Source organism: Tenacibaculum sp. (assembly GCF_048269885.1).
GTDB lineage: Bacteria > Bacteroidota > Bacteroidia > Flavobacteriales > Flavobacteriaceae > Polaribacter.
The window spans coordinates 16,730-41,801 of sequence record NZ_JBLWTZ010000009.1 but is presented as its reverse complement, the minus strand read 5'-3'; the positions used below and the strand labels follow the sequence as shown (position 1 = coordinate 41,801).

The 25,072-nt window shown below is 32.5% G+C and carries 30 protein-coding genes; 12 read left to right on the top strand and 18 right to left on the bottom strand.

Annotated elements, in window-relative coordinates:
* Window positions 1–72: 72 nt before the first annotated feature.
* Both rpoN and ACN0WY_RS08500 read left to right on the top strand, forming a co-directional pair.
* Entirely contained in the window at window positions 73–1,536 is a 1,464-nt protein-coding gene (gene rpoN, locus ACN0WY_RS08505; RefSeq protein ID WP_330489291.1) for an RNA polymerase factor sigma-54, read from the top strand.
* Window positions 1,536–2,135 carry a hypothetical protein gene (locus ACN0WY_RS08500; RefSeq protein WP_330489292.1) on the top strand — a complete coding sequence of 200 codons (600 nt, stop codon included), beginning with the start codon at window positions 1,536–1,538 and terminating at the stop codon, window positions 2,133–2,135. The genes rpoN and ACN0WY_RS08500 overlap by 1 nt, the downstream gene beginning before the upstream one ends.
* Here ACN0WY_RS08500 and ACN0WY_RS08495 read toward each other — a convergent pair.
* The 6 genes from ACN0WY_RS08495 to ACN0WY_RS08470 form a co-directional block, all read right to left on the bottom strand.
* Entirely contained in the window at window positions 2,130–2,798 is a 669-nt protein-coding gene (locus ACN0WY_RS08495) for a porin family protein (protein WP_330489293.1), read from the bottom strand. The genes ACN0WY_RS08500 and ACN0WY_RS08495 overlap by 6 nt on opposite strands.
* An 86-nt stretch (window positions 2,799–2,884) precedes the next feature.
* Window positions 2,885–3,355 (bottom strand): biopolymer transporter ExbD, encoded by a 471-nt coding sequence (locus tag ACN0WY_RS08490; protein ID WP_330489294.1) that lies wholly within the window; start codon window positions 3,353–3,355, stop codon window positions 2,885–2,887.
* Between the two features lie 17 nt (window positions 3,356–3,372).
* Complete coding sequence (locus ACN0WY_RS08485; RefSeq protein WP_417800080.1) at window positions 3,373–3,999, bottom strand: ExbD/TolR family protein; 627 nt, start codon at window positions 3,997–3,999, stop codon at window positions 3,373–3,375.
* 6 nt (window positions 4,000–4,005) lie between these two features.
* Window positions 4,006–4,443, bottom strand: coding sequence for a hypothetical protein (locus ACN0WY_RS08480; protein ID WP_099215732.1), 438 nt, complete (start codon window positions 4,441–4,443; stop codon window positions 4,006–4,008).
* A 9-nt stretch (window positions 4,444–4,452) separates the two neighbouring features.
* Window positions 4,453–5,166: a MotA/TolQ/ExbB proton channel family protein gene (locus tag ACN0WY_RS08475; protein ID WP_121146257.1), complete on the bottom strand. Its 714-nt coding sequence runs from the start codon at window positions 5,164–5,166 to the stop codon at window positions 4,453–4,455.
* A gap of 252 nt (window positions 5,167–5,418) precedes the next feature.
* On the bottom strand, window positions 5,419–6,450 hold the full coding sequence (locus tag ACN0WY_RS08470) for an asparaginase (protein WP_330489296.1): 1,032 nt from the start codon (window positions 6,448–6,450) through the stop codon (window positions 5,419–5,421).
* Between the two features lie 94 nt (window positions 6,451–6,544).
* On the opposite strand from ACN0WY_RS08470, the gene ACN0WY_RS08465 reads away from it, so the two are divergent.
* Window positions 6,545–7,243, top strand: coding sequence for a zinc metallopeptidase (locus ACN0WY_RS08465; RefSeq protein ID WP_330489297.1), 699 nt, complete (start codon window positions 6,545–6,547; stop codon window positions 7,241–7,243).
* A 114-nt stretch (window positions 7,244–7,357) separates the two neighbouring features.
* Here the strand turns inward: ACN0WY_RS08465 and lepA are convergent, their stop codons facing one another.
* The 4 genes from lepA to ACN0WY_RS08445 form a co-directional block, all read right to left on the bottom strand.
* On the bottom strand, window positions 7,358–9,154 hold the full coding sequence (gene lepA, locus ACN0WY_RS08460; protein WP_330489298.1) for a translation elongation factor 4: 1,797 nt from the start codon (window positions 9,152–9,154) through the stop codon (window positions 7,358–7,360).
* Window positions 9,155–9,330: 176 nt separating this feature from the next.
* The gene (locus tag ACN0WY_RS08455) at window positions 9,331–9,528 is read right to left on the bottom strand and encodes a hypothetical protein (protein WP_417800079.1); all 198 of its coding nucleotides are present in this window, start codon (window positions 9,526–9,528) and stop codon (window positions 9,331–9,333) included.
* Window positions 9,529–9,538: 10 nt separating this feature from the next.
* A complete protein-coding gene (locus tag ACN0WY_RS08450; RefSeq protein ID WP_417800078.1) occupies window positions 9,539–10,930 on the bottom strand; it encodes a radical SAM protein in 1,392 nt (463 codons plus the stop codon).
* Complete coding sequence (locus ACN0WY_RS08445) at window positions 10,911–11,663, bottom strand: prolipoprotein diacylglyceryl transferase (protein WP_417800077.1); 753 nt, start codon at window positions 11,661–11,663, stop codon at window positions 10,911–10,913. The genes ACN0WY_RS08450 and ACN0WY_RS08445 overlap by 20 nt, the downstream gene beginning before the upstream one ends.
* Window positions 11,664–11,728: 65 nt before the next feature.
* Here ACN0WY_RS08445 and dusB point away from each other — a divergent pair, with 65 nt between their 5' ends.
* Window positions 11,729–12,730: a tRNA dihydrouridine synthase DusB gene (gene dusB / locus ACN0WY_RS08440; protein ID WP_417800076.1), complete on the top strand. Its 1,002-nt coding sequence runs from the start codon at window positions 11,729–11,731 to the stop codon at window positions 12,728–12,730.
* Between the two features lie 9 nt (window positions 12,731–12,739).
* Here dusB and ACN0WY_RS08435 read toward each other — a convergent pair whose 3' ends face one another.
* The 5 genes from ACN0WY_RS08435 to ACN0WY_RS08415 form a co-directional block, all read right to left on the bottom strand.
* On the bottom strand, window positions 12,740–13,942 hold the full coding sequence (locus tag ACN0WY_RS08435) for an ABC transporter permease (RefSeq protein WP_417800075.1): 1,203 nt from the start codon (window positions 13,940–13,942) through the stop codon (window positions 12,740–12,742).
* 38 nt (window positions 13,943–13,980) lie between these two features.
* Window positions 13,981–14,376 carry a 30S ribosome-binding factor RbfA gene (rbfA, locus tag ACN0WY_RS08430; protein WP_417800074.1) on the bottom strand — a complete coding sequence of 132 codons (396 nt, stop codon included), beginning with the start codon at window positions 14,374–14,376 and terminating at the stop codon, window positions 13,981–13,983.
* A gap of 21 nt (window positions 14,377–14,397) precedes the next feature.
* Window positions 14,398–15,045: a response regulator transcription factor gene (locus ACN0WY_RS08425; protein ID WP_099215718.1), complete on the bottom strand. Its 648-nt coding sequence runs from the start codon at window positions 15,043–15,045 to the stop codon at window positions 14,398–14,400.
* Between the two features lie 51 nt (window positions 15,046–15,096).
* The gene (locus tag ACN0WY_RS08420; protein WP_330489306.1) at window positions 15,097–15,846 is read right to left on the bottom strand and encodes a sensor histidine kinase; all 750 of its coding nucleotides are present in this window, start codon (window positions 15,844–15,846) and stop codon (window positions 15,097–15,099) included.
* 596 nt (window positions 15,847–16,442) lie between these two features.
* On the bottom strand, window positions 16,443–17,135 hold the full coding sequence (locus ACN0WY_RS08415) for a hypothetical protein (RefSeq protein WP_417800073.1): 693 nt from the start codon (window positions 17,133–17,135) through the stop codon (window positions 16,443–16,445).
* A 597-nt stretch (window positions 17,136–17,732) separates the two neighbouring features.
* Here ACN0WY_RS08415 and ACN0WY_RS08410 point away from each other — a divergent pair.
* From ACN0WY_RS08410 to truB, 8 genes are read left to right on the top strand one after another with little or no spacing between them, the layout of a single operon-like run.
* Window positions 17,733–18,353, top strand: coding sequence for a DUF2589 domain-containing protein (locus ACN0WY_RS08410; RefSeq protein WP_330489308.1), 621 nt, complete (start codon window positions 17,733–17,735; stop codon window positions 18,351–18,353).
* 60 nt (window positions 18,354–18,413) lie between these two features.
* Window positions 18,414–19,085, top strand: coding sequence for a hypothetical protein (locus ACN0WY_RS08405; protein ID WP_417800072.1), 672 nt, complete (start codon window positions 18,414–18,416; stop codon window positions 19,083–19,085).
* A gap of 2 nt (window positions 19,086–19,087) precedes the next feature.
* The gene (locus ACN0WY_RS08400) at window positions 19,088–19,630 is read left to right on the top strand and encodes a hypothetical protein (protein WP_417800071.1); all 543 of its coding nucleotides are present in this window, start codon (window positions 19,088–19,090) and stop codon (window positions 19,628–19,630) included.
* Window positions 19,631–19,660: 30 nt separating this feature from the next.
* Window positions 19,661–20,065 (top strand): methylmalonyl-CoA epimerase, encoded by a 405-nt coding sequence (gene mce, locus ACN0WY_RS08395; RefSeq protein WP_330489311.1) that lies wholly within the window; start codon window positions 19,661–19,663, stop codon window positions 20,063–20,065.
* Between the two features lie 58 nt (window positions 20,066–20,123).
* A complete protein-coding gene (locus tag ACN0WY_RS08390; protein WP_417800070.1) occupies window positions 20,124–21,002 on the top strand; it encodes a cell division protein FtsX in 879 nt (292 codons plus the stop codon).
* Between the two features lie 7 nt (window positions 21,003–21,009).
* Window positions 21,010–21,252 (top strand): DUF3098 domain-containing protein, encoded by a 243-nt coding sequence (locus ACN0WY_RS08385; RefSeq protein ID WP_330489313.1) that lies wholly within the window; start codon window positions 21,010–21,012, stop codon window positions 21,250–21,252.
* Between the two features lie 2 nt (window positions 21,253–21,254).
* Window positions 21,255–22,049, top strand: coding sequence for an undecaprenyl-diphosphate phosphatase (locus ACN0WY_RS08380; protein WP_330489314.1), 795 nt, complete (start codon window positions 21,255–21,257; stop codon window positions 22,047–22,049).
* Entirely contained in the window at window positions 22,050–22,733 is a 684-nt protein-coding gene (gene truB, locus ACN0WY_RS08375) for a tRNA pseudouridine(55) synthase TruB (protein ID WP_417800069.1), read from the top strand. It begins immediately after the preceding gene.
* Here truB and ACN0WY_RS08370 read toward each other — a convergent pair.
* From ACN0WY_RS08370 to ACN0WY_RS08360, 3 genes are all read right to left on the bottom strand, one after another.
* Window positions 22,728–23,207, bottom strand: a complete 480-nt coding sequence (locus tag ACN0WY_RS08370; protein ID WP_417800068.1) for an ABC transporter ATPase — start codon at window positions 23,205–23,207, stop codon at window positions 22,728–22,730. The genes truB and ACN0WY_RS08370 overlap by 6 nt on opposite strands.
* A gap of 91 nt (window positions 23,208–23,298) precedes the next feature.
* A complete protein-coding gene (locus ACN0WY_RS08365) occupies window positions 23,299–23,889 on the bottom strand; it encodes a thioredoxin family protein (RefSeq protein ID WP_417800143.1) in 591 nt (196 codons plus the stop codon).
* A 112-nt stretch (window positions 23,890–24,001) separates the two neighbouring features.
* Window positions 24,002–24,967 carry an NAD-dependent epimerase/dehydratase family protein gene (locus ACN0WY_RS08360; protein WP_417800067.1) on the bottom strand — a complete coding sequence of 322 codons (966 nt, stop codon included), beginning with the start codon at window positions 24,965–24,967 and terminating at the stop codon, window positions 24,002–24,004.
* Window positions 24,968–25,072: the final 105 nt, after the last annotated feature.

Genomic DNA, 25,072 nt, shown 5'->3' with positions numbered 1-25,072 from the left:
AACTTATAAATATCAATCGTCATTCCTTTACGAATGGCGATTTTTTTTGTCCTATTTCATATCTTTGTATATATGCTAAAACAAAGTTTACATCAAAAATTACTTCAAAAATTATCTCCACAACAAATACAGTTGATGAAGTTAATTCAGTTGCCTACGCAAGCTTTTGAAGAACGTTTGAAACAAGAAATTGAAGAGAATCCCGCATTAGATACTGGTAAAGACGAGCCTGAAAATTTTGAGGATAGTTTAGCCAATGATGTTGATTATGACGATTCAGGCAATGAAAAAATAGATGCTGAAGACATAAACATTGATGAGTATTTAAGCGATGATGAATACCCTAGTTATAAAACACAAACCAACAACTATTCATCAGATGATGAAGACAAACAGGTTCCTTATGCAGCTGGTACTAGTTTTCATCAATCTTTAAAAAATCAATTAAATACTTTTAGAATTGATGAAGAAGAACGAGCTATTGCTGAATTTCTAGTAGGTAGTATTGATGATAGCGGTTATATCCGTAGAGATATTATAGATTTGGTTGACGACTTAGCTTTTACCCAAAATGTTTTTACTGATGAGGAAAAGGTACAAGGTGTTTTGGTAAATGTTGTTCAAAAGTTAGACCCTACTGGTGTTGGTGCTTTGAATTTAAAAGAGTGTTTAATTATTCAATTAAAAGCTAAATCTGAAAGTGAAAACAGGGCACTAGCTATAAGAGTTTTGGAAGAGGCTTTTGATCATTTTGTAAAAAAACACTACAAGAAGCTTCTAGAAAAATTCGGTATTTCTGAAGAACAATTAAAAGAGGTTATTAGCGAAATAAGCAAGTTAAATCCAAAACCTGGAAGTTCTTACGCTGGAAATAATAAAATCGCAGAGCAAATAGTTCCTGATTTTTCAATAAGAATTATTGATGGCAACTTAGACTTAACGTTAAATGCTCGTAATGCTCCAGAATTGCATGTTTCGAGAGAATACAACAACATGTTAAAAGGATACCAAGATGCTAAAGAGAAAACTAAATCACAAAAAGATGCGGTACTGTTTATAAAACAAAAATTAGATGCTGCAAAATGGTTTATTGACGCTATAAAACAACGACAACAGACCCTTTTGGTAACTATGAATGCGATTATGCATCGTCAAGAAGAGTATTTTTTAACGGGGGATGAACGTAAGTTAAAACCTATGATTTTAAAAGATATTGCTGATGAAATTGGTATGGATGTATCAACAGTTTCTCGTGTTGCTAGCAGCAAATATGTTTCTACACCTTATGGTACAAAGTTGATTAAGGAATTCTTTTCTGAATCGATGAAAAACGACCAAGGAGAAGATGTATCAACTAGAGAAATTAAAAAAATCCTAGAAACAGTTATTAAAGAGGAAGACAAGCGAAAACCTCTTACCGACGAAAAGTTATCTAAAATTTTAAAAGAAAAAGGGTACCCTATCGCCAGAAGAACAGTCGCTAAATATCGTGAACAATTAGACATTCCTGTCGCAAGATTACGTAAAGAAATTTAATGCATTGGCATAAATTCATATCAACCGTGCTCCACCCTATTGTAATGCCAACTATAGGGATTATTTTGTATTTCTTGTTATCGCCAATCAATTTAAACAAACAACAGCAATACACAATATTGGCAATAGTTTTTGTAGCTACCTACTTTATACCAATGTTATTGTTAGTTTTTTTAAAATCTCTTGGTTATATAAAATCTTTTCGAGTACACAGTATCCGTGAAAGGAAGTTTCCTATTTTTTTTATGATGACTTTATTTTTAATTTTAGGAAAAATGTTTGCCAGCATGAGTATTGTAAAAGATATCTGTTACCTGTTTTACGGAACTGTATTTGGTTTAGGCTTAATATATTTACTATTTCCCTTTAATATCAAAGGAAGCCTTCATTTGCTATCTATGGGAGTCGCTGTTGGCTATTTCTTGTTATTCCAACAAATACAAACTGTTTATGTACTTCCTGTTATTATAACTTTTATTTTATTAGCTGGTCTTCTTGCTAGCTCTAGACTGTATTTAAAAGCCCACAATGTAAGAGAAGTATACTTAGGCTTTTTTATTGGCTTATGTAGCCCTTTTATAGCGTATTATATATTATAATAAATAAAAACTTAGCCCCAGTTTAACTATTTTGCTGTCTATTGATTTTCCATTTAAAGTTACATCCTTAAACATTGGTGATAATCCGTAATATACATGGAAATTAAATGTGCCGTAACCCGCAGATAAAGTTACTCCTGTTTGCCATTTATTGTACTTTTCAACAGCTGAAAAACTAACTTGCCCCGTGGGAGAATCATACCTAAAAGTATTACTCAAATTATAAGAAACTTTCAATCCTGCGTAAAAACGCCAAAAAGAATAGGTATTTGCATCTGAAGAGCGCCATCTAAACTGAATAGGCACTTCTAAATTGTGAAGTTTTATTTTATTTGATGATATAGCAGGGTCTGTTTCGTACTCTTTTACATCTCCTTCTAATACTTTTAATTCATGGCTAAAAGAGTCATAACTATAGCCTAAACCAATGGCAATAGCGGTTCTTCCTTTCCTGTTAAAGGGTATGTCTTTCATATAACCTGCTCCAAGTCCGTAAGAAAAGCTCGTTCTACCTACTCCTTCTGGCTGGTCTTGTAATAAGTTATAGGTAATATCAATATACAATTGATCTTCCCAATACTTATCTCCTAACTGCAAAGAATCTTTCTGACAAAAAACACTAAACGACAGAAAAAACACTAAAAAACTTACGATATACTTCATAGATAATTATCTAACGATAAAGATACCTTTTTGGTATAAAAAAAGAGCAATCTATTGATTGCTCTTTTTGTTTTATTTAAAAGTAATTACTTCTTAATAACATCTCCCTTGTGAGTAGATAAACTTAATTTAAGAGCGTTAACATCTCTTAACTTCTCACGAATATCGGCTAAGGTACCTACACTCGATTCTCTATCTGCTTTTATAGAAGTTGTCATAAATGGTACTTCTAATTCAGAAACATTATCTCTTTCAAGATAAATAAACGACGGTACTTCTTCAGGAGTAGCTATTTTGTCGTTTAACTGTATTCTGTTATATCCTGTACCATACTTTGGGTCTTTAGCTTTACCAACATAAATTGTACTCACTAAACTTTTACGCTCAAGCTTTTTTACTTCACTTGCACTTGGTAAACGAGGTGAATCAATCTGTAAATCTGTTTCTCTCATGGTAGTAGTTACCATGAAGAAGAATAATAACATGAAAACAATATCTGGTAAAGATGCCGTAGATACTGCTGGCAATCCTTTTTTCTTCTTTTTAAATTTAGACATACTCTATTGTTTTACTATTATTGAACATTTGTTGGGTCTGTATCGGAAATAATTTGAGGGTAACTCGCCTTGATATCTTCAACTTTCTTTCTTAATGACTCATCTTTTCTTGCGCTGTCTTTAAAAGCTTGCTCTAACTCTGTAAAGCTCATACCATATTTTTCTTGGCATAATCTGTTACGCAACTCTGTGTAAGCTCTTAACAACTCATTTTGTACAGCTACATACGTACCATACTCAGTACCTCTATCACTCTCAACAGAGATTACTGCTTTTGTTGGATGATCTGATGACTCAGGATCTTTATCACCTTTACAGTAATTACAAGTAGTTCCTGCTTCCATTCCTGGCATTGGGTTCCCAATACCCCCACCATTATCAATAAATTTAATAGCCGCATCTTTTAAGTCTTTCAACTCCATTGCCTGATCTTCAACTAAAAGTTGATTATTTCGGTTGATACTAACTTGAAAAATATTTTTTTCTTTAATAATTGGTGGCTGTACATCAGTTTTTTCAGCTAACTTTTTAGGGATACCTGAATCAACATCCATTGTAGTTGTTACAAGGAAAAAGATAAGTAGCAAGAAGGCAATATCTGCCATCGAACCTGCATTAATTTCTGGGTTTTCTCTTCTTGCCATATTAACTTACGATTTAACGATTCCTTTTAATAAATCCCAAACAAAGAATGCACCAGCAATCCCTCCTAGGATAATGCTATATGTAATTCCTGTTCCTACCCATTTAGATGTACTTCCTTGAGCTGCTAATTCTCCTCCATCTGCTCCAATTACTTGTGCATCTGAAGACAAGAAATAAGACACTGCAAAAAGAACTGCTAATGCTAAAACACCTAATAATACCTTTTTTAATGCTGCAGGGTTTTTAAACATTCCCCACATTGAGGCTGCAACAGCTGTTACTACCACTCCAATCAACAACCAGTAAGAATAAGTTACTAAAGGAGAAACAGCACTTGATACTGCTTCTACATCTTCTTTATCTATTCTTGCTACATTTAAAAACAATGCAGCACCTATAAGTGAAATTGCAGCTACTAGTAATGTTAATATTTTACTATTCATATTGATTGATTATTTTTTATACTTAGCTAATAAATCGATTAAAGAGATTGATGCGTCTTCCATGTTGTTAACGATACTATCAATTTTCGAAATAATGTAGTTATAGAAAATTTGTAAAATAATTGCTACGATAAGACCAAATACTGTTGTTAATAATGCAATTTTAATACCACCTGCTACTACTGCTGGAGAGATATCATTTGCTACAGCAATTCTATCGAATGCATCAATCATACCAATTACAGTTCCCATGAATCCTAACATTGGTGCTAATGCGATAAATAAAGATAACCAAGAAACGTTTTTCTCTAATAATCCCATTTGTACTCCACCGTATCCTACTACAGCTTTTTCAGCAGCATCTAATCCTTCATCAGCTCTTTCTAAACCTTGATAAAAAATAGAGGCAACAGGACCTTTTGTATTTCTACAAACTTCTTTAGCAGCTTCTACACCACCTGAACTTAATGCTTCGTCAACGCTAGCTACTAATTTTTTAGTATTAGTTGTAGCCATGTTTAAATAAATAATTCTTTCAATTGCAATAGCTAAACCTAAAATTAAGGCTACCAATACAATTCCCATAAACTTAGGGTCTCCTTCAATAAAACGTTGCTTTAACTCTTGGTGAAAAGTTTTCTCAGCTTCTTGAGCATAAGTTGATTGAATAGCTCCTAAAAACATAAATCCTGTAATAGTTAGGATATTTACTACTTTTTTCATTTTGTTATAATTAATTTTAAATAGTTAACGGGTTAAAAATACAAATTTTACTATGAATATCTTATTTTTTTACAAATAAGTAATTCTTTACTTGTACTTATTACGCTTTTAATTTTACAGAGTGGCAAGTAACAAAAAAATGTTGGTACATTAAAAAAAATCTATAGGATTTCTATTAACCACACCTTTTTTAACTCTTTTCTATAGTATTTCAAGCAGTTACAAACACAAAATTAACGATTTATTTACAAACTAAGCCATTTCTCCTCTAAGCGGTGTTTGAAAATAATGCGTAAATTCTTCTTTTGAAAGCTTTTCTCCCAACAAATACATCATTTTAGCAATGGCTGTTTCGGTTGTAATATCCTTACCGTCAACGATGCCAATACGTTTTAATTCTGAACTTGTTTCATAATGCCCTAAGATTACACTTCCTCCTTTGCATTGCGTTACATTAACAATGTAAATTCCTTTATTTACCGATTCTTCTAACAAATCAACAAACCATTTTTCGGTTGGTGCATTTCCTGATCCGTAGGTTTCTAAAATAATCCCTTTTAAATCTGGAATGTTCATAAAACTTCTCACTACAGATTCTGTTATTCCAGGAAACAACTTTAAAATAGCTACATGATTATCAAGGTTCTTCCTTACTACTAATTCTTTTTGATCTTCCTGAGATTTGAGTAGTAACGGATAATTAAAGTTTAAATGGACACCGCTTTCTGCTAAAGGTGGATAATTCATAGAAGCAAACGCTTCGAATTGTTCGGCATTTATTTTTGTAGTTCTATTTGCTCTGTATAGCTTATATTCAAAATACAATCCTACTTCTTGAATTACTGGCTTTCCTTTTTCATACGCTGATGCAACTTGTATAGAAGTAATTAAATTTTCTTTGGCATCTGTTCGTAAATCTCCAATAGGCAATTGTGACCCTGTAAAAATTACAGGTTTTTGTAAGTTTTCAAACATAAAACTTATTGCTGATGATGTATATGACATGGTATCTGATCCTGTTAACACTACAAACCCGTCAAACTTGTCATAATTATCGGAGATAATTTCTGCTATTTGTATATAATAATCCACACTCATATTTGAGGAATCGATAGGTTCTTCAAACGATACCGTATTGATTTCACAATTAAGTTGCTGTAATTCTGGAATTTTGCTAGATATTTGACTAAAATCAAACGCTTTTAATGCTCCTGTATTATAGTCTTTAACCATACCAATAGTTCCTCCTGTGTAAACTATTAAAATTTTAGGTTGATTTGCCATTTTGACATTTTTTTATACCGTTAATAATTTGGAATAATTTATGTTGTAAATTTAACCAACAAAAATGATACAAAATTTTAAAACTATATAGCTTATGATAGGATTTTATATTCTAATTGGTATTATATCTCTTTTCAGTTGGTTAGTGAGTAATACCTTACAACGCAAGTTTAAAAAGTACTCTCAAGTTCATTTGCGAAATGGAATGAGTGGTGCTGAAATTGCTCAAAAAATGCTAGCTGACCATGGAATTTCTGATGTTCAAGTAATTTCTACACCTGGTAGATTAACAGATCATTACAATCCACAAAACAAAACTGTAAATTTAAGTGAAGCTGTATACAACCAACGAAATGCTGCCGCGGCTGCTGTTGCTGCACATGAGGTTGGACATGCTGTACAACATGCCAGAGCTTATCAATACTTACAAATGCGTTCTAAACTAGTACCTATGGTAAGTATTACCTCACGTTTTTCTCAATGGATGGTAATTGGGGGAATTGCTTTCGGAGCTGCTTCTGGTAGTACGGGTATTGGTTTTTATATTGCACTCGCTGGTTTGGCTTTTATGGCTTTAGGTACTATTTTTAGTTTTATTACCTTACCTGTTGAATATGATGCAAGTAATAGAGCTTTGGCTTGGTTAGAAAACAAAAACATGGTTACCCGTGAAGAGCTAGCAGGCTCTAAAGATGCTTTAAAATGGGCTGCAAGGACTTATTTAGTAGCTGCTTTAGGATCTTTAGCAATGCTATTATATTGGGCTTTGCAAGTCTTAGGGAATAGGGATTAAATTCAATATACCAATTTGGAAATTTGATAATACAATAATTAAAATCCCCGTTTTGATTTTATCAAAACGGGGATTTTTCTATGTTCTTGTTTCTTTATTCTAGTTTCTAAAAAACTAGTCATTCAACTTCAATACCGCCATAAACGCTTGCTGTGGAATTTCTACATTTCCTACTTGACGCATACGTTTTTTACCTTTTTTCTGCTTTTCTAAAAGCTTACGTTTACGAGAAATATCTCCTCCATAACATTTTGCAGTTACATCTTTACGTAAAGCTTTTACTGTTTCACGAGCAATGATTTTTGCTCCAATTGCTGCTTGAATAGGAATATCAAATTGTTGTCTTGGAATCAGTTCTTTTAACTTCTCACAGATACGTTTCCCTATTGAATACGCATTGCTATCGTGTAATAGAGCTGAAAGCGCATCAACGATTTGTCCATTCAGTAACATATCTACACGAACTAACTTTGATTTTTGCATTCCTATTGGGTGGTAATCGAACGACGCATATCCTTTAGATACTGTTTTTAATCGATCATAGAAATCAAAAACGATTTCTGCCAATGGCATATCAAAAATCAACTCCACTCTCTCTGGAGTTAAATAGGTTTGATTTACAATCTGTCCTCTTTTTTCAATACAAAGTGACATTACTTGTCCTACGAAATCAGCCTTTGTAATGATTGAAGCTTTGATGAATGGTTCTTCTACTCTATCTAATTTTGAAGGATCTGGTAAATCTGATGGGTTATTTACGATAATAACTTCATCTGGGTTTTTCTTCGTAAATGCATGGTAACTTACGTTAGGAACCGTAGTAATTACCGTCATATTAAATTCACGTTCTAGACGCTCTTGAATAATTTCCATGTGCAACATTCCTAAGAATCCACATCGGAAACCAAACCCAAGTGCTGCTGAGCTTTCTGGTTGAAATACCAAGGAAGCATCGTTTAACTGTAGTTTTTCCATCGAAGCACGAAGCTCTTCATAATCTTCAGTATCTACAGGATAAATTCCTGCGAATACCATGGGCTTTACATCTTCAAATCCTTCAATTCTATCAGTCGTTGGATTGGCAAAATCGGTAATAGTATCTCCTACTTTTACTTCTTTTGCAGCTTTAATCCCTGTAATTAAATACCCTACATCACCTGTTTTAATCTCGTTTTTTACAACTTGGCTTAGTTTTAAAGTTCCTACCTCATCTGCTCCATACTGTCTACCAGTAGCCATAAACTTTATTTGTTGATTCTTTTTGATGGAACCATCAATTACTCTAAAGTAAGTTTCAATTCCTCTATATGAATTGTATACTGAATCGAAAATCAAGGCTTTTAAAGGGGCTTCAGGATTTCCACTAGGCGCAGGAATTTTTTCAATAATCGCTTTTAAAATATTATCTACTCCGAATCCTGTTTTTCCACTTGCGTGAATTACATCTTCGGGCTCACATCCTAATAAATCAACAATATCATCTGTTACCTCTTCAGGGTTAGCTGAAGGTAAATCTACTTTATTTAATACTGGAACAATTTCCAAGTCGTTTTCTAACGCTAGGTATAAGTTAGAAATCGTTTGTGCTTGTATACTTTGTGCCGCATCTACAATTAATAATGCTCCTTCACAAGCTGCTATTGATCGAGAAACTTCGTAAGAAAAATCTACGTGACCTGGCGTATCAATTAGGTTTAATATATAATTTTCCCCCTCATACACATAATCCATTTGAATAGCATGTGACTTAATGGTAATTCCACGTTCACGTTCTAAATCCATGTTATCAAGTAACTGATTTTGTTTTTCACGCTCAGTAACTGACCCCGTATAGTCTAACAATCTATCTGCAAGGGTGCTTTTACCATGGTCTATATGTGCAATAATGCAAAAATTTCTAATGTTCTTCATCAATCTAAAGTTTCTCAAGCCATTGCCAGACATGTAACATAAACTTTTGTCAACTCAATATCTAGCATGGATTCATTCGTCGTAATTCTAACTACTTGTAATTTGCAAAGATACTTTATTTGCAGGCTACTACAAACAAAATAAATAGCGAAAATTAAACATCATTTTTAACTTATTTAACTAAGTACACCACCACATATGCCTAGTCCAATTATCAGATACAAAACAGCTAGTATATAAAAAATTTTTGAGGCTGTTTTACTTTTTTTTCTGATAGCTGCGCCAATAACAGCAAATAATATAGGTGGTCCAAACATAATTAAACCTATAATTACAAATAAGCCTGAAAGGTCACCTACTTCTAAAAATACCATATCTTTTTTCTTATATTTCTTTTCTTAACGCTTCTAAATACTCTTTTTTATCATCCCTGTAAAATAGATTCATTGTCTCAAAAGGAATAATTTTATTGTCTTTATCAACTATATGTACACATGATTTCTTTACCGCTCGTACATCAAAATTATAAGCATCAATAAATTGCATGATTATAACTCTAAATAAATTATCGTACCCTAACTCTGGTGCGTCAATATTAGGCAAACAACACATGATTGATTTCAAATTTTCTTCAGCCACCTCAACAGAATTCCCTGTACTAAATAAATCTATCATTTTTCCGTGTAAGGCTTCATCTTGCTCGTAAATAATGGTATTTTTACTATTATCTAACAAATCATTGGGGTTGATATATCTAGTTAACGGAAATACTTCTCCTCCCAATTTAAGAGCATACCCCATTACCAAGGCATCAGGATTACACGGTACTGGAATTAAATCGTCAGTATTGAAAACATCAGTTTGTTCCATTATTTTTCTTCTAACTTCAGTAAGTGTCATTCTATCCGTTTCAGGATTAAAGCTTTCTAGCCTTCCCGCTATTTGTGTTGGTTGAAACGTAACCCCTCTCACACACTTTTGTTGCAAAGCATAATCGATAATTTTCCCTATTTCGTGATCATTTAATCCTTTTTGAAGCGTAACTACCAAAGTTGTTGATAAATTTAACTTATTCAAGTTATCAAGTGCTTGCTTTCGAATACTGTTCAAGTCTGCTCCTCTTAACTCTCTTAGCACACTATCTTCAAAGGAATCAAACTGTAAGTAAACTTCAAAATCTGGCGTATAGGTTTTCAATCGTTCTGCAAAAGCAAGATCTTTCGCTATTTTAATTCCGTTAGTATTCAACATTAAATGCCGGATAGGAAGTGATTTTGCATAGTCTAAAATTTCCCAAAATTCAGGATGTATCGTTGGCTCTCCTCCACTAATTTGGACTACATCAGGTTCTTTTTCATTTTTCACCACAGCATCTAACATCGCTTTTACTTCTGCTAAGGTCCGATGGCGTCCGTAGGTGGGCGATGAACCAGCATAACAGGTAGGACAAGTTAAATTACATCTATCAGTAACCTCAACAACGGTTAAGCACGAATGTTGTTCATGATCTGGACATAAACCGCAATCGTAAGGACATCCATAAGCTGTTTTTGTGTTAAACGTATAAGGCATCTCACTGGGTTTGTTGTAGTTTCTGATATTTTTATAATACTCAATATCATCAGCTATCAACACTTTTGAGTTCCCATGCTCTCTACAACGTTTAAGCATATACACCTTATCATCTTCAAAAACAATTTTGGCATCTACTCTTTTTAAACATTCAGGGCATAAGCTCAATGTAAAATCATAGTAGTTATATTTTCTTTCTGGCATTTTTTATTTTTAGAATTATAAATTTCGTGTAATATACATAACAAACTATACATAGTATTTGAATAGTACTTAACCCTAGTACAAAAAAGGTATTGGGTTTTAAAAACTCTATACAAAAGCGAAAACCAAAGTATGCCAACATAAAAACCTTAAAAAGTTCTCCTGATTGTAAAACGTATTCCTTTTGTAGGTATTTTAAACTTATGAATAGCATTATTAAAAACACCAACTCATATAGTGCAACTGGATGTCTTAACACTCCATCCCCTAAATCCATTCCTAAAAAGAATTTAGTTTCTACTCCATAGGTAAACTCATTTATTCCTGAAAGAAAACACCCTATTCTCCCTATAAAAATCCCCGCAATTATAGGAAACACAAACAAATCACCTGATGATTTTGTTTCTCCTATTATTTTTTTTGCTAATTCTACCCCTATTAAACCGCCAAACAAACCTCCCATAATAGTTTTTACATTCAATAATTGAATGACGTTTTTTACTGAAAAAGTTACTAAGGGATTTTCTAACACTCCTACTAGTCGAGAACCAATAAAAGCTCCTATAGCAGCTCCTAAAATAATTGACAATCTGTTATTGGAAGAAATATAATCTTTCCTTTTCTTACGTAAGAAAACATAATAACGAAAGGCTAAAAAAAATGCTAAATATTCTAGAACAAGATGAATATTAACTGTATAACCGAATAAAGTAGACTCAAAAGGAAGTTCCAATAAAAAAGTTTATGAGTTAAAAAGTGAAATATACATAATTACTCAAAAAAAAGTAACTTTGCAGCATGGTAAAAATAGGTAACATAGAACTTCCTGATTTCCCGCTATTGTTAGCACCAATGGAAGATGTGAGTGATCCACCGTTTAGAGCTTTATGTAAAGAAAACGGTGCAGATGTAGTGTATACTGAATTTATTTCTTCAGAAGGATTAATTCGCGATGCAGCTAAAAGCGTAATGAAACTAGATATTTACGAAAAAGAACGTCCTGTTGGGATTCAAATTTTTGGTGCTAATCTAGACTCTATGTTACGTTCGGTTGAGATTGTTGAAAAAACGAATCCAGATATTATCGATATCAATTTTGGTTGTCCAGTAAAAAAAGTAGTTTCTAAAGGAGCTGGGGCTGGAATTTTAAAAGATATTGACTTAATGGTTTCTCTTACTGAGGCCATGGTAAAACATACCAACTTACCTATTACTGTAAAAACTCGTTTGGGTTGGGACCATGATTCTATTCGAATTATTGAAGTTGCCGAACGCTTACAAGATGTGGGATGTAAAGCTATCTCTATCCATGGGCGTACACGTGCTCAAATGTATAAAGGTAATGCTGACTGGGCCCCTATTGCTGAAGTGAAAAATAATCCTAGAATGCATATTCCAGTATTTGGAAATGGTGATGTTGATTCCCCTGAAAAAGCTATGGAAATGCGTGACAAATACGGACTAGATGGTTGTATGATTGGTCGTGCTTCTATTGGATATCCTTGGTTTTTTAATGAAGTGAAACATTATTTTAAAACTGGCGAACATTTATCTAAACCAACAATTTCTGAACGTGTTGATATGGCACGCCGTCATTTAGAAATGGCTATAGATTGGAAAGGTGAACATTTAGGTGTTGTAGAAACAAGAAGACACTACACAAACTATTTTAAGGGGATTCCACATTTTAAAGAGCACAGAATGAAAATGGTTACTTCTGATGATCCTAAAGATGTTTTTGCTGCGTTTGACGAGGTACAAACTAAGTTTGGAAATGCAACAATTCCTGAAATAGGATAAGTCAACGTTTTATCGTTCAATAAAACTTTTTGAAATTCTAGAACTTGCAATTTTTGCTGCTAAATATCCTAAAGCTGAAATTGTAACAACTACTACTAGTAAGTTTGACCACTTAAACTCTACTGGGTATGCTAAATTTTGTGTAATCATTAACAGCTCAAAACGTTGTTGTATGATTACTAGGATTACACCTAGAAAAATTCCTATCCCCATTCCCACAAGTGTTAATAAAAAACCTTGCAATACAAATATCCTTTTTATATCGTCTATACTACTTCCTAAATTAAAAAGGGTTTTTAGGTTTTGACGTTTATCGATAATCATCATAATGATTGACCCTATCACATTAAACAAAGCAATGGCAACAATTAATGTAAAGATTAAATACGAGATAAAGTTTTCAGTATTAATTACCTTATAATACAACGTATTTAACTGCGCACGATTTTGCACTTTTAATTCGTCTCCTAAAACAGTTTGTAAACCCTTTTGAAATGCATCAAGATCTACGTCTTTTTTTAAGCGAAGCTCAACACCTGTAATTTCATTATCGTTATATCCTAACAGTTCTTGAGCAAGTGAAGTTTCAGTAAACACATATTTGTTCTGAAATTCTTCTGCCCCTGTATATACACCTACTATTTGTGTTGAAACAGATCGAAAAGCATTATTAGCATTAATAAATCCTTTTCCTGGTTTTGGTACTAAAATTTGAAGTGCTTCTCCAAAATTAAAAATCCCTAATGATAATTTATACGATATTCCGTACCCTACTACTGCTGTATTCTTATATGCTTCATCAATCCAAGTTCCTACTGTTAGCAGAGAATCTATCGGAATAATTTTTGAATAATTAGAGTCTACTCCTTTAATTTGAGCTATGTGTTCTTTGTTTTTGTATTTTAAAAACACACGCTCTTCCACTACTTTTGAAGCCACTTCTATCTCTTTATTTTGCTGTAAAATACTATCTATTTTTTGAGAGTACAGAAAAGTCTTTCCTTTAGATGCAGTAATTTTTATATCTGGATCAGAAGCATTAAGCAATGAATCACTAAACGTTTTTAATCCTGAAAAACCAGATAATACAACAAACAAAGCCAAGGTACCAACTACAACACCAAAAACAGCAATTGCTGTGATTATATTAATTGCATTGGTACTTGTTTTTGAAAACAAGTATCTCTTAGCTATGTATAAAGGAAAGTTCAAGCATTCATGAATTTAGCTAGCCAAAGTAACAAAAATTATTAACGTTTTTGACGACGAGGTAAAACATCTGGATTTTTTATAGGGTCTATATCTTCTCCTTTTAAAGACTTGTCAATGTCTTCAATATAATCCAAACTATCATCTCCAAAGAACAGCAATTCTGGCATTCTTCGTAATTGATTTTTTGTTCGCTGAGCTAATTCATGGCGAATTAAAGGAGTATTAGATTTTACGCCTTCAATAATTTCATCTCTTTTTTCAGAAGGAAAAACACTTAAGTATACTTTTGCAACACCCAAATCGGCAGTAACCGAAACTTTAGAAACCGATATAATCACTCCCTTCATTCCATCTTGAGCAGCACGTTGTAAAACGTCTACTAAATCTTGTTGCAACACTCCTGCTATTTTTCGCTGTCTATTTGTTTCTTCCATGTTGCAAATTTAAGCATAAAATTACGGAGTGTAAATTTTATTTTTTATGGCATACATAACTAAGCCCACTCTGTTTCTTACATTTAATTTGGTAAACAGGCTGTCTCGATAACCATCAATAGTTTTTGGGCTTAAAAACATTTTTTCTGCTATTTCTTTATAGGTCAATTCAGAGCATGCTAATTTCATAAAAGTTATTTCATTGTCCTTAAACGCTAAATTGTTTCTTGAATTTTTTCCTGAAACGGAATCTAACAATAATGTGGTTACGTTTTTGGTGTGGTAAAACCCGTTATCCATCATTTCTAATAATGCTTTCTCTAAGATTTCTTTTTTGGTATCTTTTAGCAAGTACCCTACAGCGCCGGCTTTTAACATTTTTAAAATGGTTCCATCAGCATCCTCTACAGACAATGCCATCACATGAACTTGTGGATAGTTATTTACTATCCATTCTGTAGTCTCAATACCATTCATCACAGGCATATTGACATCTACTAAAACTAAATCAGGTATGTTTTTAGGTGATGCTAAGAACTTTTCTTCAACCTCTTTACCGTTTTTACAAGTGTAAAGCACCTTAAATTTATCAAAAGTGTTTACCATACCTTCTATAGCTTGTGATAATAACGTATGATCATCTACAACAACAACTGAGTATTTCATAATTTCTTGAGTTATATTGGTTATTTAGTTGTTGGGGAAATACACTAAGGTTCTTTAAATATAGTAATTTATTATTAAACTTGTTCCTTTTTGGGGTTCCGACATAAACTTTGTCTCTGCATTAATAAGCTTAGCTCTAGCTTTTATATTCTGTAAACCTAGGCCTTTCAACCTCACTCTTTCCATGTCAAAACCCACCCCATTATCTTGAGCTTTTACCTCTATTGAATTGTCTCTGTAGGTTAAAAAAACTTCTAATTTAGAGCCTTTAGAATGCTTTATTGTATTAGAAAAAAACTCTTGAAGGATTCTAAAAATAACTATTCCATGTTTTTGATTAATCTCCTGTTCTTCTCCTGCAATTGTTAACCTAGCATCAATATAATTTAGTCTATTAAATCGCTCTACTTCTAAATTTAATGCGTCCTTTAATTTTATATTATTAATAAAATCGGGGTTAATTATTTTTGACAAGGCTCTTACCTCCGTTAAGCTTTTTGCTATAATTTCAGATATTTCTCCCATGTTTTCAGGAGAAGCGTGTTGCAACTGTATTTTAGCTAAAGTTAGGAGTTGTCCTATATTATCGTGCAACTCCCAACTAATATTTCTTAACGTTTCTTCTCTTATTTCTATTTGAGTCTCAGCTATTTCTCGTTCGTAACGTTTTTTATTTTTATCCCGCTCTTGCAACAGTTTATTCTTACGGCGTTGAAACACCGTAAATAATGTCACTAAAAAAACAATAATGATAACAATTACTATTGTAGTGACTATTAATATTCTACCTTCTTGTTGCTCCATAATAACCCAAAGGATATAATAACATTCATTAAAACAATTAACGAATGTAGAATTGGTAATAAATCTCTATTTTTCATGTAGGTCCAAAAACTAAAAAACGGAATCGCCGGTAAATGAAAAACTAAAAAACCTACCGAAACCCAAAAAGGTAATAATCTTTTATAGTTTATTATTTCATCAGATAGCAGCAATTCTCTTAAGTATAAAAAAACTAAGACACCTACATTAAACGATCCAATAATTACTAGGTAATAAAATATATTTTTAAAATAAAAAACAAATAACCATGTAACTACAAAAACAGCCATCAATAACTCTGGTATTTTCAACCATTTCTTATCCCTAATCAGATTTTTATACAGAAAATAAATAACAATATATTGAAAAAAAGTATATCCATAATAAAGAAAAAAGCTTGACTCCCTTGCTTTTATATAATAACTCCCAATTATTTCTGTTAAAAACGTCACTATTAACAAAAGCGTTAATAACTTCATAAAATAGGTTTTCCTTTTTAATAATAAAAAGAAGCTTAACGTAGCTACAGCCAACTGTGAGCATAAAGGAATATCAAACTGAGTCATAAAATAATAAAACTAGTACGGAGGAGAAAGTTGTCCATAGTTTCCTGCTCCACTTAACAACTCATTATATAGAGGTGAAGCAAACATAAATCCAGCTTTATTTTCTCTCACTGTTTTGATTCTATAATTGTAATCGTCTCTCTTCCCTTTTTCAAACTCTTCTCTCGTATTATATATCCATTTATACCCATGCTTTTCTAGCATTTCTTTAAACGTTACTAATTTTCCTTGTTTTGCAGATTGCACAGGATCAAAAGCTATTTGTTCTCCATTAATTGTAGTCGTAGGAATGTAAATTAAACTACTATAATTTTTCCCTGTATCCTTATGATTTTCTTTGGCTGTAGAGATAAAACTAATTCCCGTAATTTTAATTTTTGCTTTTTTACTCAGATTTTCTACGTGTCCTAAATACTTTTTAAACTGTACAAAATCGAATGTATTAGCACGTGTATCCTCATACCCTAAGGCTTCTTCTAGCGGAGCTATTCTTGTTCTATCATAACTTGATAGCATTTGAATAACTTCCTTGTAGTTTAGCATTTCCTTTGTTCTTCCTTCATCAGAGTAACAAAAAGTGCCTTCTGGCACTTGAGATTGCCAATCGTCGCAATCACATTTATTGCCATTGATCTTATCGCATGAAATAGCAAAACTCATTACAAGAGTTAACAATACTAATTTAAGTTGGTTAGTGTTTTTCATAATAAAATTGATTTTTTGATTTTCTAAATATAAAGGCTTATTTCTTAATAAAAAAAACAGAATCGTACAGAAACCCCTTAAAACCTAAGTTATCAACTGGTTACTCAAGATTCTACAACCCACAAACAGGAAAAACCCCTTGCCTCTACAAATGTTTTAACTCTTGTTTTTTCATGACATAAACTCTTGTTTTTTTTCTTGTAAAAAAAGTTAACCATCCTTTCTACACTAATTTCACTACAGAAAAAGAGTTTTTACTTGGAATATTTAAAAAAATGTTCTTAAAATTTTACTCGTAATTTTCGAAAACACATAAACAACCTGTAATACAATATTATAGAGAAGTGATTTTTATTAAATTTTTCATAGCATTTCAAATCTAATAATAATAACTACATAAAACCAAAACTTTTATTTCCTAAAATACGCAGGAGAAAAACCACCTTTAAAACCTAGGGCTATCACAACACTTTTACAGTTCTACTCCTCGAAACTCTACTCTAAAATTCTTTCAATTTTGTCTTCAGTTATTTCGAAATACTAGGCGAACACCGAAAAGCCTCATAATAAACAGAGTAGGTAGACAAAATAAAAAATATGCCAAATTTAGTTCCAGAATTAAACAGTTTAGACTTCAACGTATATGTTGGAGGTCCTTTACAAGCTGCCATACAAGCACAAACAGCAGCTTCAATGGCCACTGTAAATTTTATTAAAGAAGTAGGATTTGAAAAAGACAATGACCCTGCTACTCCAGATGAATTACGTTATGTAGATTTTAACTATAAAAAGTCAGTTCCCAATCCACATCTTGGAAAAACACCTCAGCAATTGACTGATGAAGGATTACCATCAAGTACAGATGTAAGTAGTAATTTTATTGAAAGTGAAATTGAAATTAAAGTACCATTTTTAACGATGCTTACCATTCCATCAATTCGTATTGATGAAATTAACATTGATTTTAATGCTCGTTTGAGTTCTACTGAAACAAGAAATGTGTCTTCTGAGTTTGCTGCTAGTGCAGAATTAGGAATCAATTACAAAATTGTAAACTTTAAAGCTTCTGCTTCGTACAAAAGAAACACCTCTCAAGGTGTGAAAGTAGATAAGACATACAACCTTGGGGTAAAAGTTCGTGCCGTAAACGATGAATTACCAGAAGGATTGAGTAGAATCTTAAACATGTTAGAAGACAGTATTGCTGCTGTAGCTTAACATTTATAACGAGGTTGTACCGTACCAAACCGTACAACCTCATTTTAAAAACTTTTTATTATGGTAAATTTAAATGAATACTTGGGTGGAATTGCCACCAGCATCGCAGAGGCACGCTTAATGTCTGATTTGAAATCTTTAGAAATTGCTGAAAAGTTTTCACGTCATGAACTCTTGAAACATTTTTCTATTCCTCGTTTTAAAGCGCAAAATATTGAACTCACCATTCCTGTAGCGATTGGAGAATTAGAAGAAACTTATGAAGCCGATTACGAACCTATTGATAATGTTGCTTTCAATTCACAAACCTATACAATCTTAAAAGATGCTTCAAAAATTACTTCTTTTGATAGAAAAACGTCTACTATACTTCGTTCAATAATAGCACAAAGAACAGATGAACTTGAAAAAAACATAAAAGCAACTGGAGAAATCGACCCTGTATTATCAAGATTTTCACAACAATTATCTGAAGAATTTATCTCTATTTATAATGAAAAAGTCAGTTATGATGTATTAGTTAAAAAGCTTAACTCAGAATTAAGACCATCTATTAAAAGTAGGCAAATAACCCAAAAAAACACGAAAGTTATTGTAGAGGCTCATAAACTAAATGAAATCAAACCTGAAAATATTGTTCAGATTAAAATGACATTAAATGAAGAAGGTATGGAATGGTATACTTCAGAAAATGAAGACGGTGTAAGAGAAACCAAACTATTACCAGAATAGTCATGAGAAAATCGATTACCAAAATAACCAATCAACTCAAAACTCAATTGAATGAAATACATGAGTTGGCGAATCAAATTGAGAAAAAAAATACACAAAGCACTAAAAATATTCGCGATTGGTTGTTAGCCACAGAAGATGTATTAAAGGGGCTTAACTTACCAGAGTCATCTATGTTTGCCGTAAAAAGAGCTGTGTTAAGTTCATTCATCCCAAATAGTAGAAATAAGAAAAAAGAGGTTTTACAATTAGGAGCATCAACATTAACAGAAGCTCAACACGATTTATGGGAAGTATACACTCCCTATGCTACTGTATTAAATAATTCAACAACCTTAATAGAACAACTTTTAGCTGTTATTTATCAAACCAAACAATTTAAATACGATACAAGTGAAGATTTTACGCAATTCCTAGAACAAGTTTGGAAGTTTTGTTGCAATCATGAACAACTTAAAGGGATTAGTTCACAAATTCTCTCAATGATAAACCAGTCGGATGTACTTATTATAATGGCTGAAAAAATAGCGCTAGAAAGTTTATAGATAGTTCGCTATATTTTTTACTTTTACCTTATGAACAAAATTGAACATATTGGTATCGCTGTTAAAGATTTAGAAAAATCGAATGCTTTATTTGCTTCTCTTTTTGGAGAATCACATTATAAAATTGAAGAAGTTGCTAGCGAAGGAGTCAAAACTTCATTTTTTAAATCTGGCCCTAATAAGATTGAATTGTTAGAAGCTACAAAGCCTGATAGCCCTATAGCCAAGTTTATAGAAAAAAAAGGAGAAGGAATTCATCACATTGCTTTTGCAGTTGATAACATAAAAGAAGAAATTAAGCGTTTACAAGATGAAGGTTTTACAGTTTTAAACGAAACCCCTAAAAAAGGAGCCGATAATAAACTAGTAGCTTTTTTACATCCTAAAACTACCAATGGTGTACTTATTGAGTTATGTCAAGAGATAGAAGAATAGGAAGTATTTAAAAATTAAATATTTGTATCTTGCAACGCCTTAAAATCAGTATTTACTAATGACAACCTCTTTTGATTCTTTTCAAAAACGCCGATTACAATCTTCATACATATCTGTAGTAGTAAGTATTGCACTTGTACTTTTTATGATTGGTGTTTTAGGTCTAGTCCTTTTAAAATCAACAAAAGTTGCAAATCACTTTAAGGAAAAAGTAGTTATGACACTTTTCTTAAAAGATGAAGTTGCTGATAAAAACATTAAAAGCCTTAAAGAGTCTATTAAAAAAGAAGAGTTTGTTAATAAGGTGGTTTATATTCCTAAAGAAGACGCTGCCAAAGAGTATAAAAAAGATTTAGGTGAAGATTTTTTACAGTTTTTGGGAGATAATCCGTTAAAAAACGGAATTGACATTTATCTAAAAGCTGATTATGTTACTCCTGAAAAAATGAGTGAACTTGAAAAATCTTTTGATAAAAACAACTTTGTTGCTGAAGTAAGTTACGACAAACCATTAGTACAACTACTAACCAAAAACATCCAACGCATTAGCTTTTGGTTATTGGTGTTAAGTGGTTTTTTCGGGTTGGTTGCTATTATTTTAATCAACAGCTCTATCCGATTGTCTATTTACTCAAAACGATTCAATATCAAAACCATGCAAATGGTAGGTGCTACAAAAAGCTTTATTCGCAAACCTTTTATTTGGCAAAGTATAAAACTAGGACTATTAGGAGCTTTTATAGCAATAAGTGGCTTAGGTATTTTAATTTATTATGTAGACAAATACATTCCTACACTAGAATTACTTACAGATTATATTGCTTTAGGATATGTAGCTGGAGGAGTTATATTGGTTGCATTTTTCATTACGTGGATTAGTACCTTCTTTGCTACACAACGATTCTTAAATTTACAAACCAACGATTTGTATTACTAAAATATTTATGAAAAAAGACAATTCACCCAAACAAGAATTTCTATTCGGTAAACGAAACTATATCATTATGCTTATTGGTATTGCTGTAATTGCCTTAGGGTTTATTTTAATGGCAGGTGGCGGTAGTGATGATCCTAATGTGTTCAATCCAGAAATCTATAGTTGGCGCAGAATTCGTTTAGCTCCTACCTTAGTCATTATTGGATTGGGTATAGAAATTTATGCTATTTTTGCCAATCCTAAACAATAAGCATGGATTTATTAGAAGCAATTATCCTTGGAATTATCCAGGGTCTTACTGAATTTTTACCCGTTTCCTCTAGTGGTCATTTAGAATTAGCTAAAGCTTTATTTGGAGACACTTCTGTGCCTCAAGAAAGCTTAACTTTCACCGTAGTGTTACATGCTGCAACAGCATTAAGTACTATTGTAGTGTTTAGAAAAGAAATTGCTGAAATTTTTAGAGGATTATTTCAGTTTCAATGGAATGAGGAAATGCAATTTTCTGTAAAAATAGTGCTGTCTATGATTCCTGCTGTGGTAATTGGTTTAGCCTTTGAAAAAGAATTGGAAAGTTTTTTTGGAGGGAAAGTATTATTAGTAGGTTTTATGCTTTTAGTAACGGCTGTATTGCTTTTATTAGCAGATAAAGCGAAGAATACGAACAAAAGTGTTTCTTTTAAAAGCTCAGTAATTATAGGAATCTCTCAAGCAATTGCCATGTTACCTGGAATTTCACGTTCAGGAGCTACTATTTCAACGTCGGTATTGTTAGGTGTAGACCGAACCAAAGCTGCTCGTTTTTCTTTTTTAATGGTGGTACCATTAATTTTAGGAAAAGTAGCGAAAGATATTTTAAGTGGAGATATTAATTTTCAGAGCTCAGAAATTGTTCCTTTGTCTGCTGGATTTATTGCAGCTTTTATCTCGGGATTATTAGCGTGTACATGGATGATAGCCCTAGTTAAAAAGAGTAAATTATCATACTTCTCATTATACTGTGCTATTGTAGGTTTAATTGCTATTGGCTACTCTTTATTTTTCTAGATGACTGCAGAAGATTACAAAAACGGACAGGTTTTATTGATTGATAAACCTTTGGAATGGACTTCTTTTCAGGTAGTGAATAAACTTCGCTGGCATATTCGTAAACATTTTAATATTAAAAAAATTAAAGTGGGACATGCTGGAACGCTTGACCCTTTAGCTACTGGCTTGTTAATTATTTGTACTGGTAAACAAACCAAAAACATTAACGAATATCAAGGACAGGTAAAAGAATATACAGGTACGTTTGTTGTGGGGGCTACCACACCAAGTTACGATTTAGAAACTGAAATTAACGAAACGTTTCCTACAGAACATATCACAGAAGAATTACTACATAAAACTACAGAACAGTTTATTGGTAAAATTCAGCAAAAACCACCTATTTTTTCTGCCATTAAAAAAGACGGAAAACGCTTATATGAATTAGCTCGTAAAGGTGAAACCACCGAAATTAAAGCTCGTGAAGTAGAAATTAACGAATTTGAAATTACCAAAATTGATTTCCCTAATGTTGAGTTTAGAATTGTGTGTAGTAAAGGAACTTATATTCGTTCTATTGCTAATGATTACGGAGAAGCGTTAAATTCTGGAGCACATTTAGCTGTTTTAAGAAGAACTAAGATTGGAAACTTTTCTGTAGATAATGCGTTGAGTGTTGATGAGTTTGTAGAAAACTTATAAAAATCGACTATACCAACTTTCTGTAATTGGCACTTCCCAATAATTTTCTAATTCTATTTTAGTTTGTACCAAATTATCAAAAACGATGGTTTTAGCTGATACAGACTTCTTTTTAAGCAACTTTTTAAATTCTTTGACTTCTTTGTACTGAATAAATTCTCCTTGCTTAAAACACACATTCATCTTATCTAACAGCTCCACTTCATATTCTTGTTGTAGTTGTAAAATAAATGCTACTTGTTTATCAATGTCTGCATTCGTTAATGCAGAACCTTCTTCAACAGAAAAAATAATGAAACGGTCATATTTCAGCTCAAAAGAAGCTTTGAAAGCAGCCTCTTCAGACTTCCACCCATCTACAAAATGATGTAACTTTTCTTTTAGACCGTCAATTTCTTGCGGGTAAAATTTTCGACTTGATGGATATACCCAAATCTTTGCTTCTTCTGATAAACTACTAAACTCTACAAACATATTTATTCCTTATGGGCACAAAGATACAGAAAACAATTCCCCTTTTTGTTTTTGTCAAAAAGGGGAATTTCTAGCTTTTTTATGTACTTTATTACTGAAGCATTGATACTAAATCTTCTTGTGTATTTTCTCCTTTGTTTTTATTGTACCAAACTTGTAAATCTGTTTTAAAATCAGCATCCAAGCTACCGTGTTTCTCTTTATAATCAACAACCATTTTAGTCGCTGTGGTAGGTCTTGGTCCCCACGTATTGATTACTTCATTCTCTTTATTTAAAGCAATTAACTTAGGAATTGACCTCCCTCCATTCGTTAAAAATTCGTCCATCAATTCTAAATTTTCATCTCGTAAAACTAATTTTAAATTGATGTTTGGATTTTCTTCTGCTACTTTATTAATTACAGGTAGGTTTTGTGCTGCATCACCACACCATCCTTCAGTCAACACTAACCAAGTTTGTGGTTCTTTTACATCTTTAATTTTAGCAAGTGTTTCTTCGGTTAGTTGTAGCGTTTTATCTAAACGCTTCATACGCCTATCGTTCAACTTGCTATAATTTAATAAATCATCTGATTGGTTGGGTCCGGTAGATTTTCCTTGAGCCAACAAATTACTTACCAACTCTCTATACTCTTGATAAGAAAACGCTTTTTCTAAGCTATTTTGAATAATTTTTTTCATCATAAATGTATTGTTATTACAACAAGTATTTTATTCATAATGAATCATAGGTAACTTAAGTTACCATTCACTATAAAACTTGAATAACATAGACGAAAACAAAAACAACACCTTACACTTCTGCTGACTCTTGAGTTTTTGCTTGTAAATTAGTAATGATATCTTTAGTCATAGAGGCTAAATCAAACTGATGTCTCCATCCCCAGTCTTTTCTTGCTGCTGAATCATCAATTACTTGAGGCCAACTATCAGCAATCGCTTGTCTAAAATCTGGATGATATGTGATGGTAAATTCTGGAAGGTATTTTTTAATTTCAGTAGCTATTTCAGCTGGTGTAAAACTAATTGCCGCTAAATTGTATGAAGTTCTTGTTTTAATATTCTCTTCATCTGCTTGCATTAACTGGATAGTTGCATTGATAGCATCGTCCATATACATCATTGGGAGACGTGTATTTTCTGACAAAAAGCATTCAAAAGTTCCTTTTTTTAACGCATCAAAATAAATATCAACCGCATAATCAGTTGTTCCTCCACCTGGTAAGGTTTTCCAACTTATAATTCCTGGGTAACGAATGCTTCGTACATCTACTCCATATTTATCATGGTAATAATTACACCAATGTTCTCCTGCAACTTTACTTATTCCATAAACCGTAGAAGGCTCCATAATGGTTTGTTGTGGTGTATTCATTTTGGGTGAAGTGGGTCCGAAAGCCGCCATTGAGCTAGGCCAATACACCTTTTCAATGTGTTTTTCTTTTGCCAATTCTAACACCGCCAATAACGAAGTCATATTTAAATCCCAACCTTTTAAGGGATACTTTTCTGCAGTTGCCGATAGCATAGCTGCCATTAAATACACTTGGGTTACTGTATATTTTTGAACAACATTTAAAATTTGTTCTTGATTGGTCGCATCGATGATTTCAAAAGGCCCTGAACTCATCATTTCTGCATTCCCTTCTCTAATATCGGAAGCTATTACATTATCTACGCCATAAATAGTGCGTAATTTTTGGGTTAGTTCTGTTCCTATTTGCCCGCAAGCTCCTAAAATTAATATCGTTTCACTCATTTTAAATTATTCAAAAATACATGTTTGCAAAGTTATTAAATTTAAGATTTCGCAAAAAGCATTTGTTCTTTTTTAACTATCTACAAAAGAGACTCCTAATCTATT

What these genes read in the sequence shown, in the direction of transcription:
- rpoN (WP_330489291.1), top strand. Translation starts at nt 73, where the DNA reads ATGCTAAAACAAAGTTTACATCAAAAATTACTTCAAAAATTATCTCCA.
- ACN0WY_RS08500 (WP_330489292.1), top strand. Translation starts at nt 1,536, where the DNA reads ATGCATTGGCATAAATTCATATCAACCGTGCTCCACCCTATTGTAATG.
- ACN0WY_RS08495 (WP_330489293.1), bottom strand. Translation starts at nt 2,798, where the DNA reads ATGAAGTATATCGTAAGTTTTTTAGTGTTTTTTCTGTCGTTTAGTGTT.
- ACN0WY_RS08490 (WP_330489294.1), bottom strand. Translation starts at nt 3,355, where the DNA reads ATGTCTAAATTTAAAAAGAAGAAAAAAGGATTGCCAGCAGTATCTACG.
- ACN0WY_RS08485 (WP_417800080.1), bottom strand. Translation starts at nt 3,999, where the DNA reads ATGGCAAGAAGAGAAAACCCAGAAATTAATGCAGGTTCGATGGCAGAT.
- ACN0WY_RS08480 (WP_099215732.1), bottom strand. Translation starts at nt 4,443, where the DNA reads ATGAATAGTAAAATATTAACATTACTAGTAGCTGCAATTTCACTTATA.
- ACN0WY_RS08475 (WP_121146257.1), bottom strand. Translation starts at nt 5,166, where the DNA reads ATGAAAAAAGTAGTAAATATCCTAACTATTACAGGATTTATGTTTTTA.
- ACN0WY_RS08470 (WP_330489296.1), bottom strand. Translation starts at nt 6,450, where the DNA reads ATGGCAAATCAACCTAAAATTTTAATAGTTTACACAGGAGGAACTATT.
- ACN0WY_RS08465 (WP_330489297.1), top strand. Translation starts at nt 6,545, where the DNA reads ATGATAGGATTTTATATTCTAATTGGTATTATATCTCTTTTCAGTTGG.
- lepA (WP_330489298.1), bottom strand. Translation starts at nt 9,154, where the DNA reads ATGAAGAACATTAGAAATTTTTGCATTATTGCACATATAGACCATGGT.
- ACN0WY_RS08455 (WP_417800079.1), bottom strand. Translation starts at nt 9,528, where the DNA reads ATGGTATTTTTAGAAGTAGGTGACCTTTCAGGCTTATTTGTAATTATA.
- ACN0WY_RS08450 (WP_417800078.1), bottom strand. Translation starts at nt 10,930, where the DNA reads ATGCCAGAAAGAAAATATAACTACTATGATTTTACATTGAGCTTATGC.
- dusB (WP_417800076.1), top strand. Translation starts at nt 11,729, where the DNA reads ATGGTAAAAATAGGTAACATAGAACTTCCTGATTTCCCGCTATTGTTA.
- rbfA (WP_417800074.1), bottom strand. Translation starts at nt 14,376, where the DNA reads ATGGAAGAAACAAATAGACAGCGAAAAATAGCAGGAGTGTTGCAACAA.
- ACN0WY_RS08420 (WP_330489306.1), bottom strand. Translation starts at nt 15,846, where the DNA reads ATGGAGCAACAAGAAGGTAGAATATTAATAGTCACTACAATAGTAATT.
- ACN0WY_RS08415 (WP_417800073.1), bottom strand. Translation starts at nt 17,135, where the DNA reads ATGAAAAACACTAACCAACTTAAATTAGTATTGTTAACTCTTGTAATG.
- ACN0WY_RS08410 (WP_330489308.1), top strand. Translation starts at nt 17,733, where the DNA reads ATGCCAAATTTAGTTCCAGAATTAAACAGTTTAGACTTCAACGTATAT.
- ACN0WY_RS08405 (WP_417800072.1), top strand. Translation starts at nt 18,414, where the DNA reads ATGGTAAATTTAAATGAATACTTGGGTGGAATTGCCACCAGCATCGCA.
- ACN0WY_RS08400 (WP_417800071.1), top strand. Translation starts at nt 19,088, where the DNA reads ATGAGAAAATCGATTACCAAAATAACCAATCAACTCAAAACTCAATTG.
- mce (WP_330489311.1), top strand. Translation starts at nt 19,661, where the DNA reads ATGAACAAAATTGAACATATTGGTATCGCTGTTAAAGATTTAGAAAAA.
- ACN0WY_RS08390 (WP_417800070.1), top strand. Translation starts at nt 20,124, where the DNA reads ATGACAACCTCTTTTGATTCTTTTCAAAAACGCCGATTACAATCTTCA.
- ACN0WY_RS08385 (WP_330489313.1), top strand. Translation starts at nt 21,010, where the DNA reads ATGAAAAAAGACAATTCACCCAAACAAGAATTTCTATTCGGTAAACGA.
- ACN0WY_RS08380 (WP_330489314.1), top strand. Translation starts at nt 21,255, where the DNA reads ATGGATTTATTAGAAGCAATTATCCTTGGAATTATCCAGGGTCTTACT.
- truB (WP_417800069.1), top strand. Translation starts at nt 22,050, where the DNA reads ATGACTGCAGAAGATTACAAAAACGGACAGGTTTTATTGATTGATAAA.
- ACN0WY_RS08370 (WP_417800068.1), bottom strand. Translation starts at nt 23,207, where the DNA reads ATGTTTGTAGAGTTTAGTAGTTTATCAGAAGAAGCAAAGATTTGGGTA.
- ACN0WY_RS08365 (WP_417800143.1), bottom strand. Translation starts at nt 23,889, where the DNA reads ATGAAAAAAATTATTCAAAATAGCTTAGAAAAAGCGTTTTCTTATCAA.
- ACN0WY_RS08360 (WP_417800067.1), bottom strand. Translation starts at nt 24,967, where the DNA reads ATGAGTGAAACGATATTAATTTTAGGAGCTTGCGGGCAAATAGGAACA.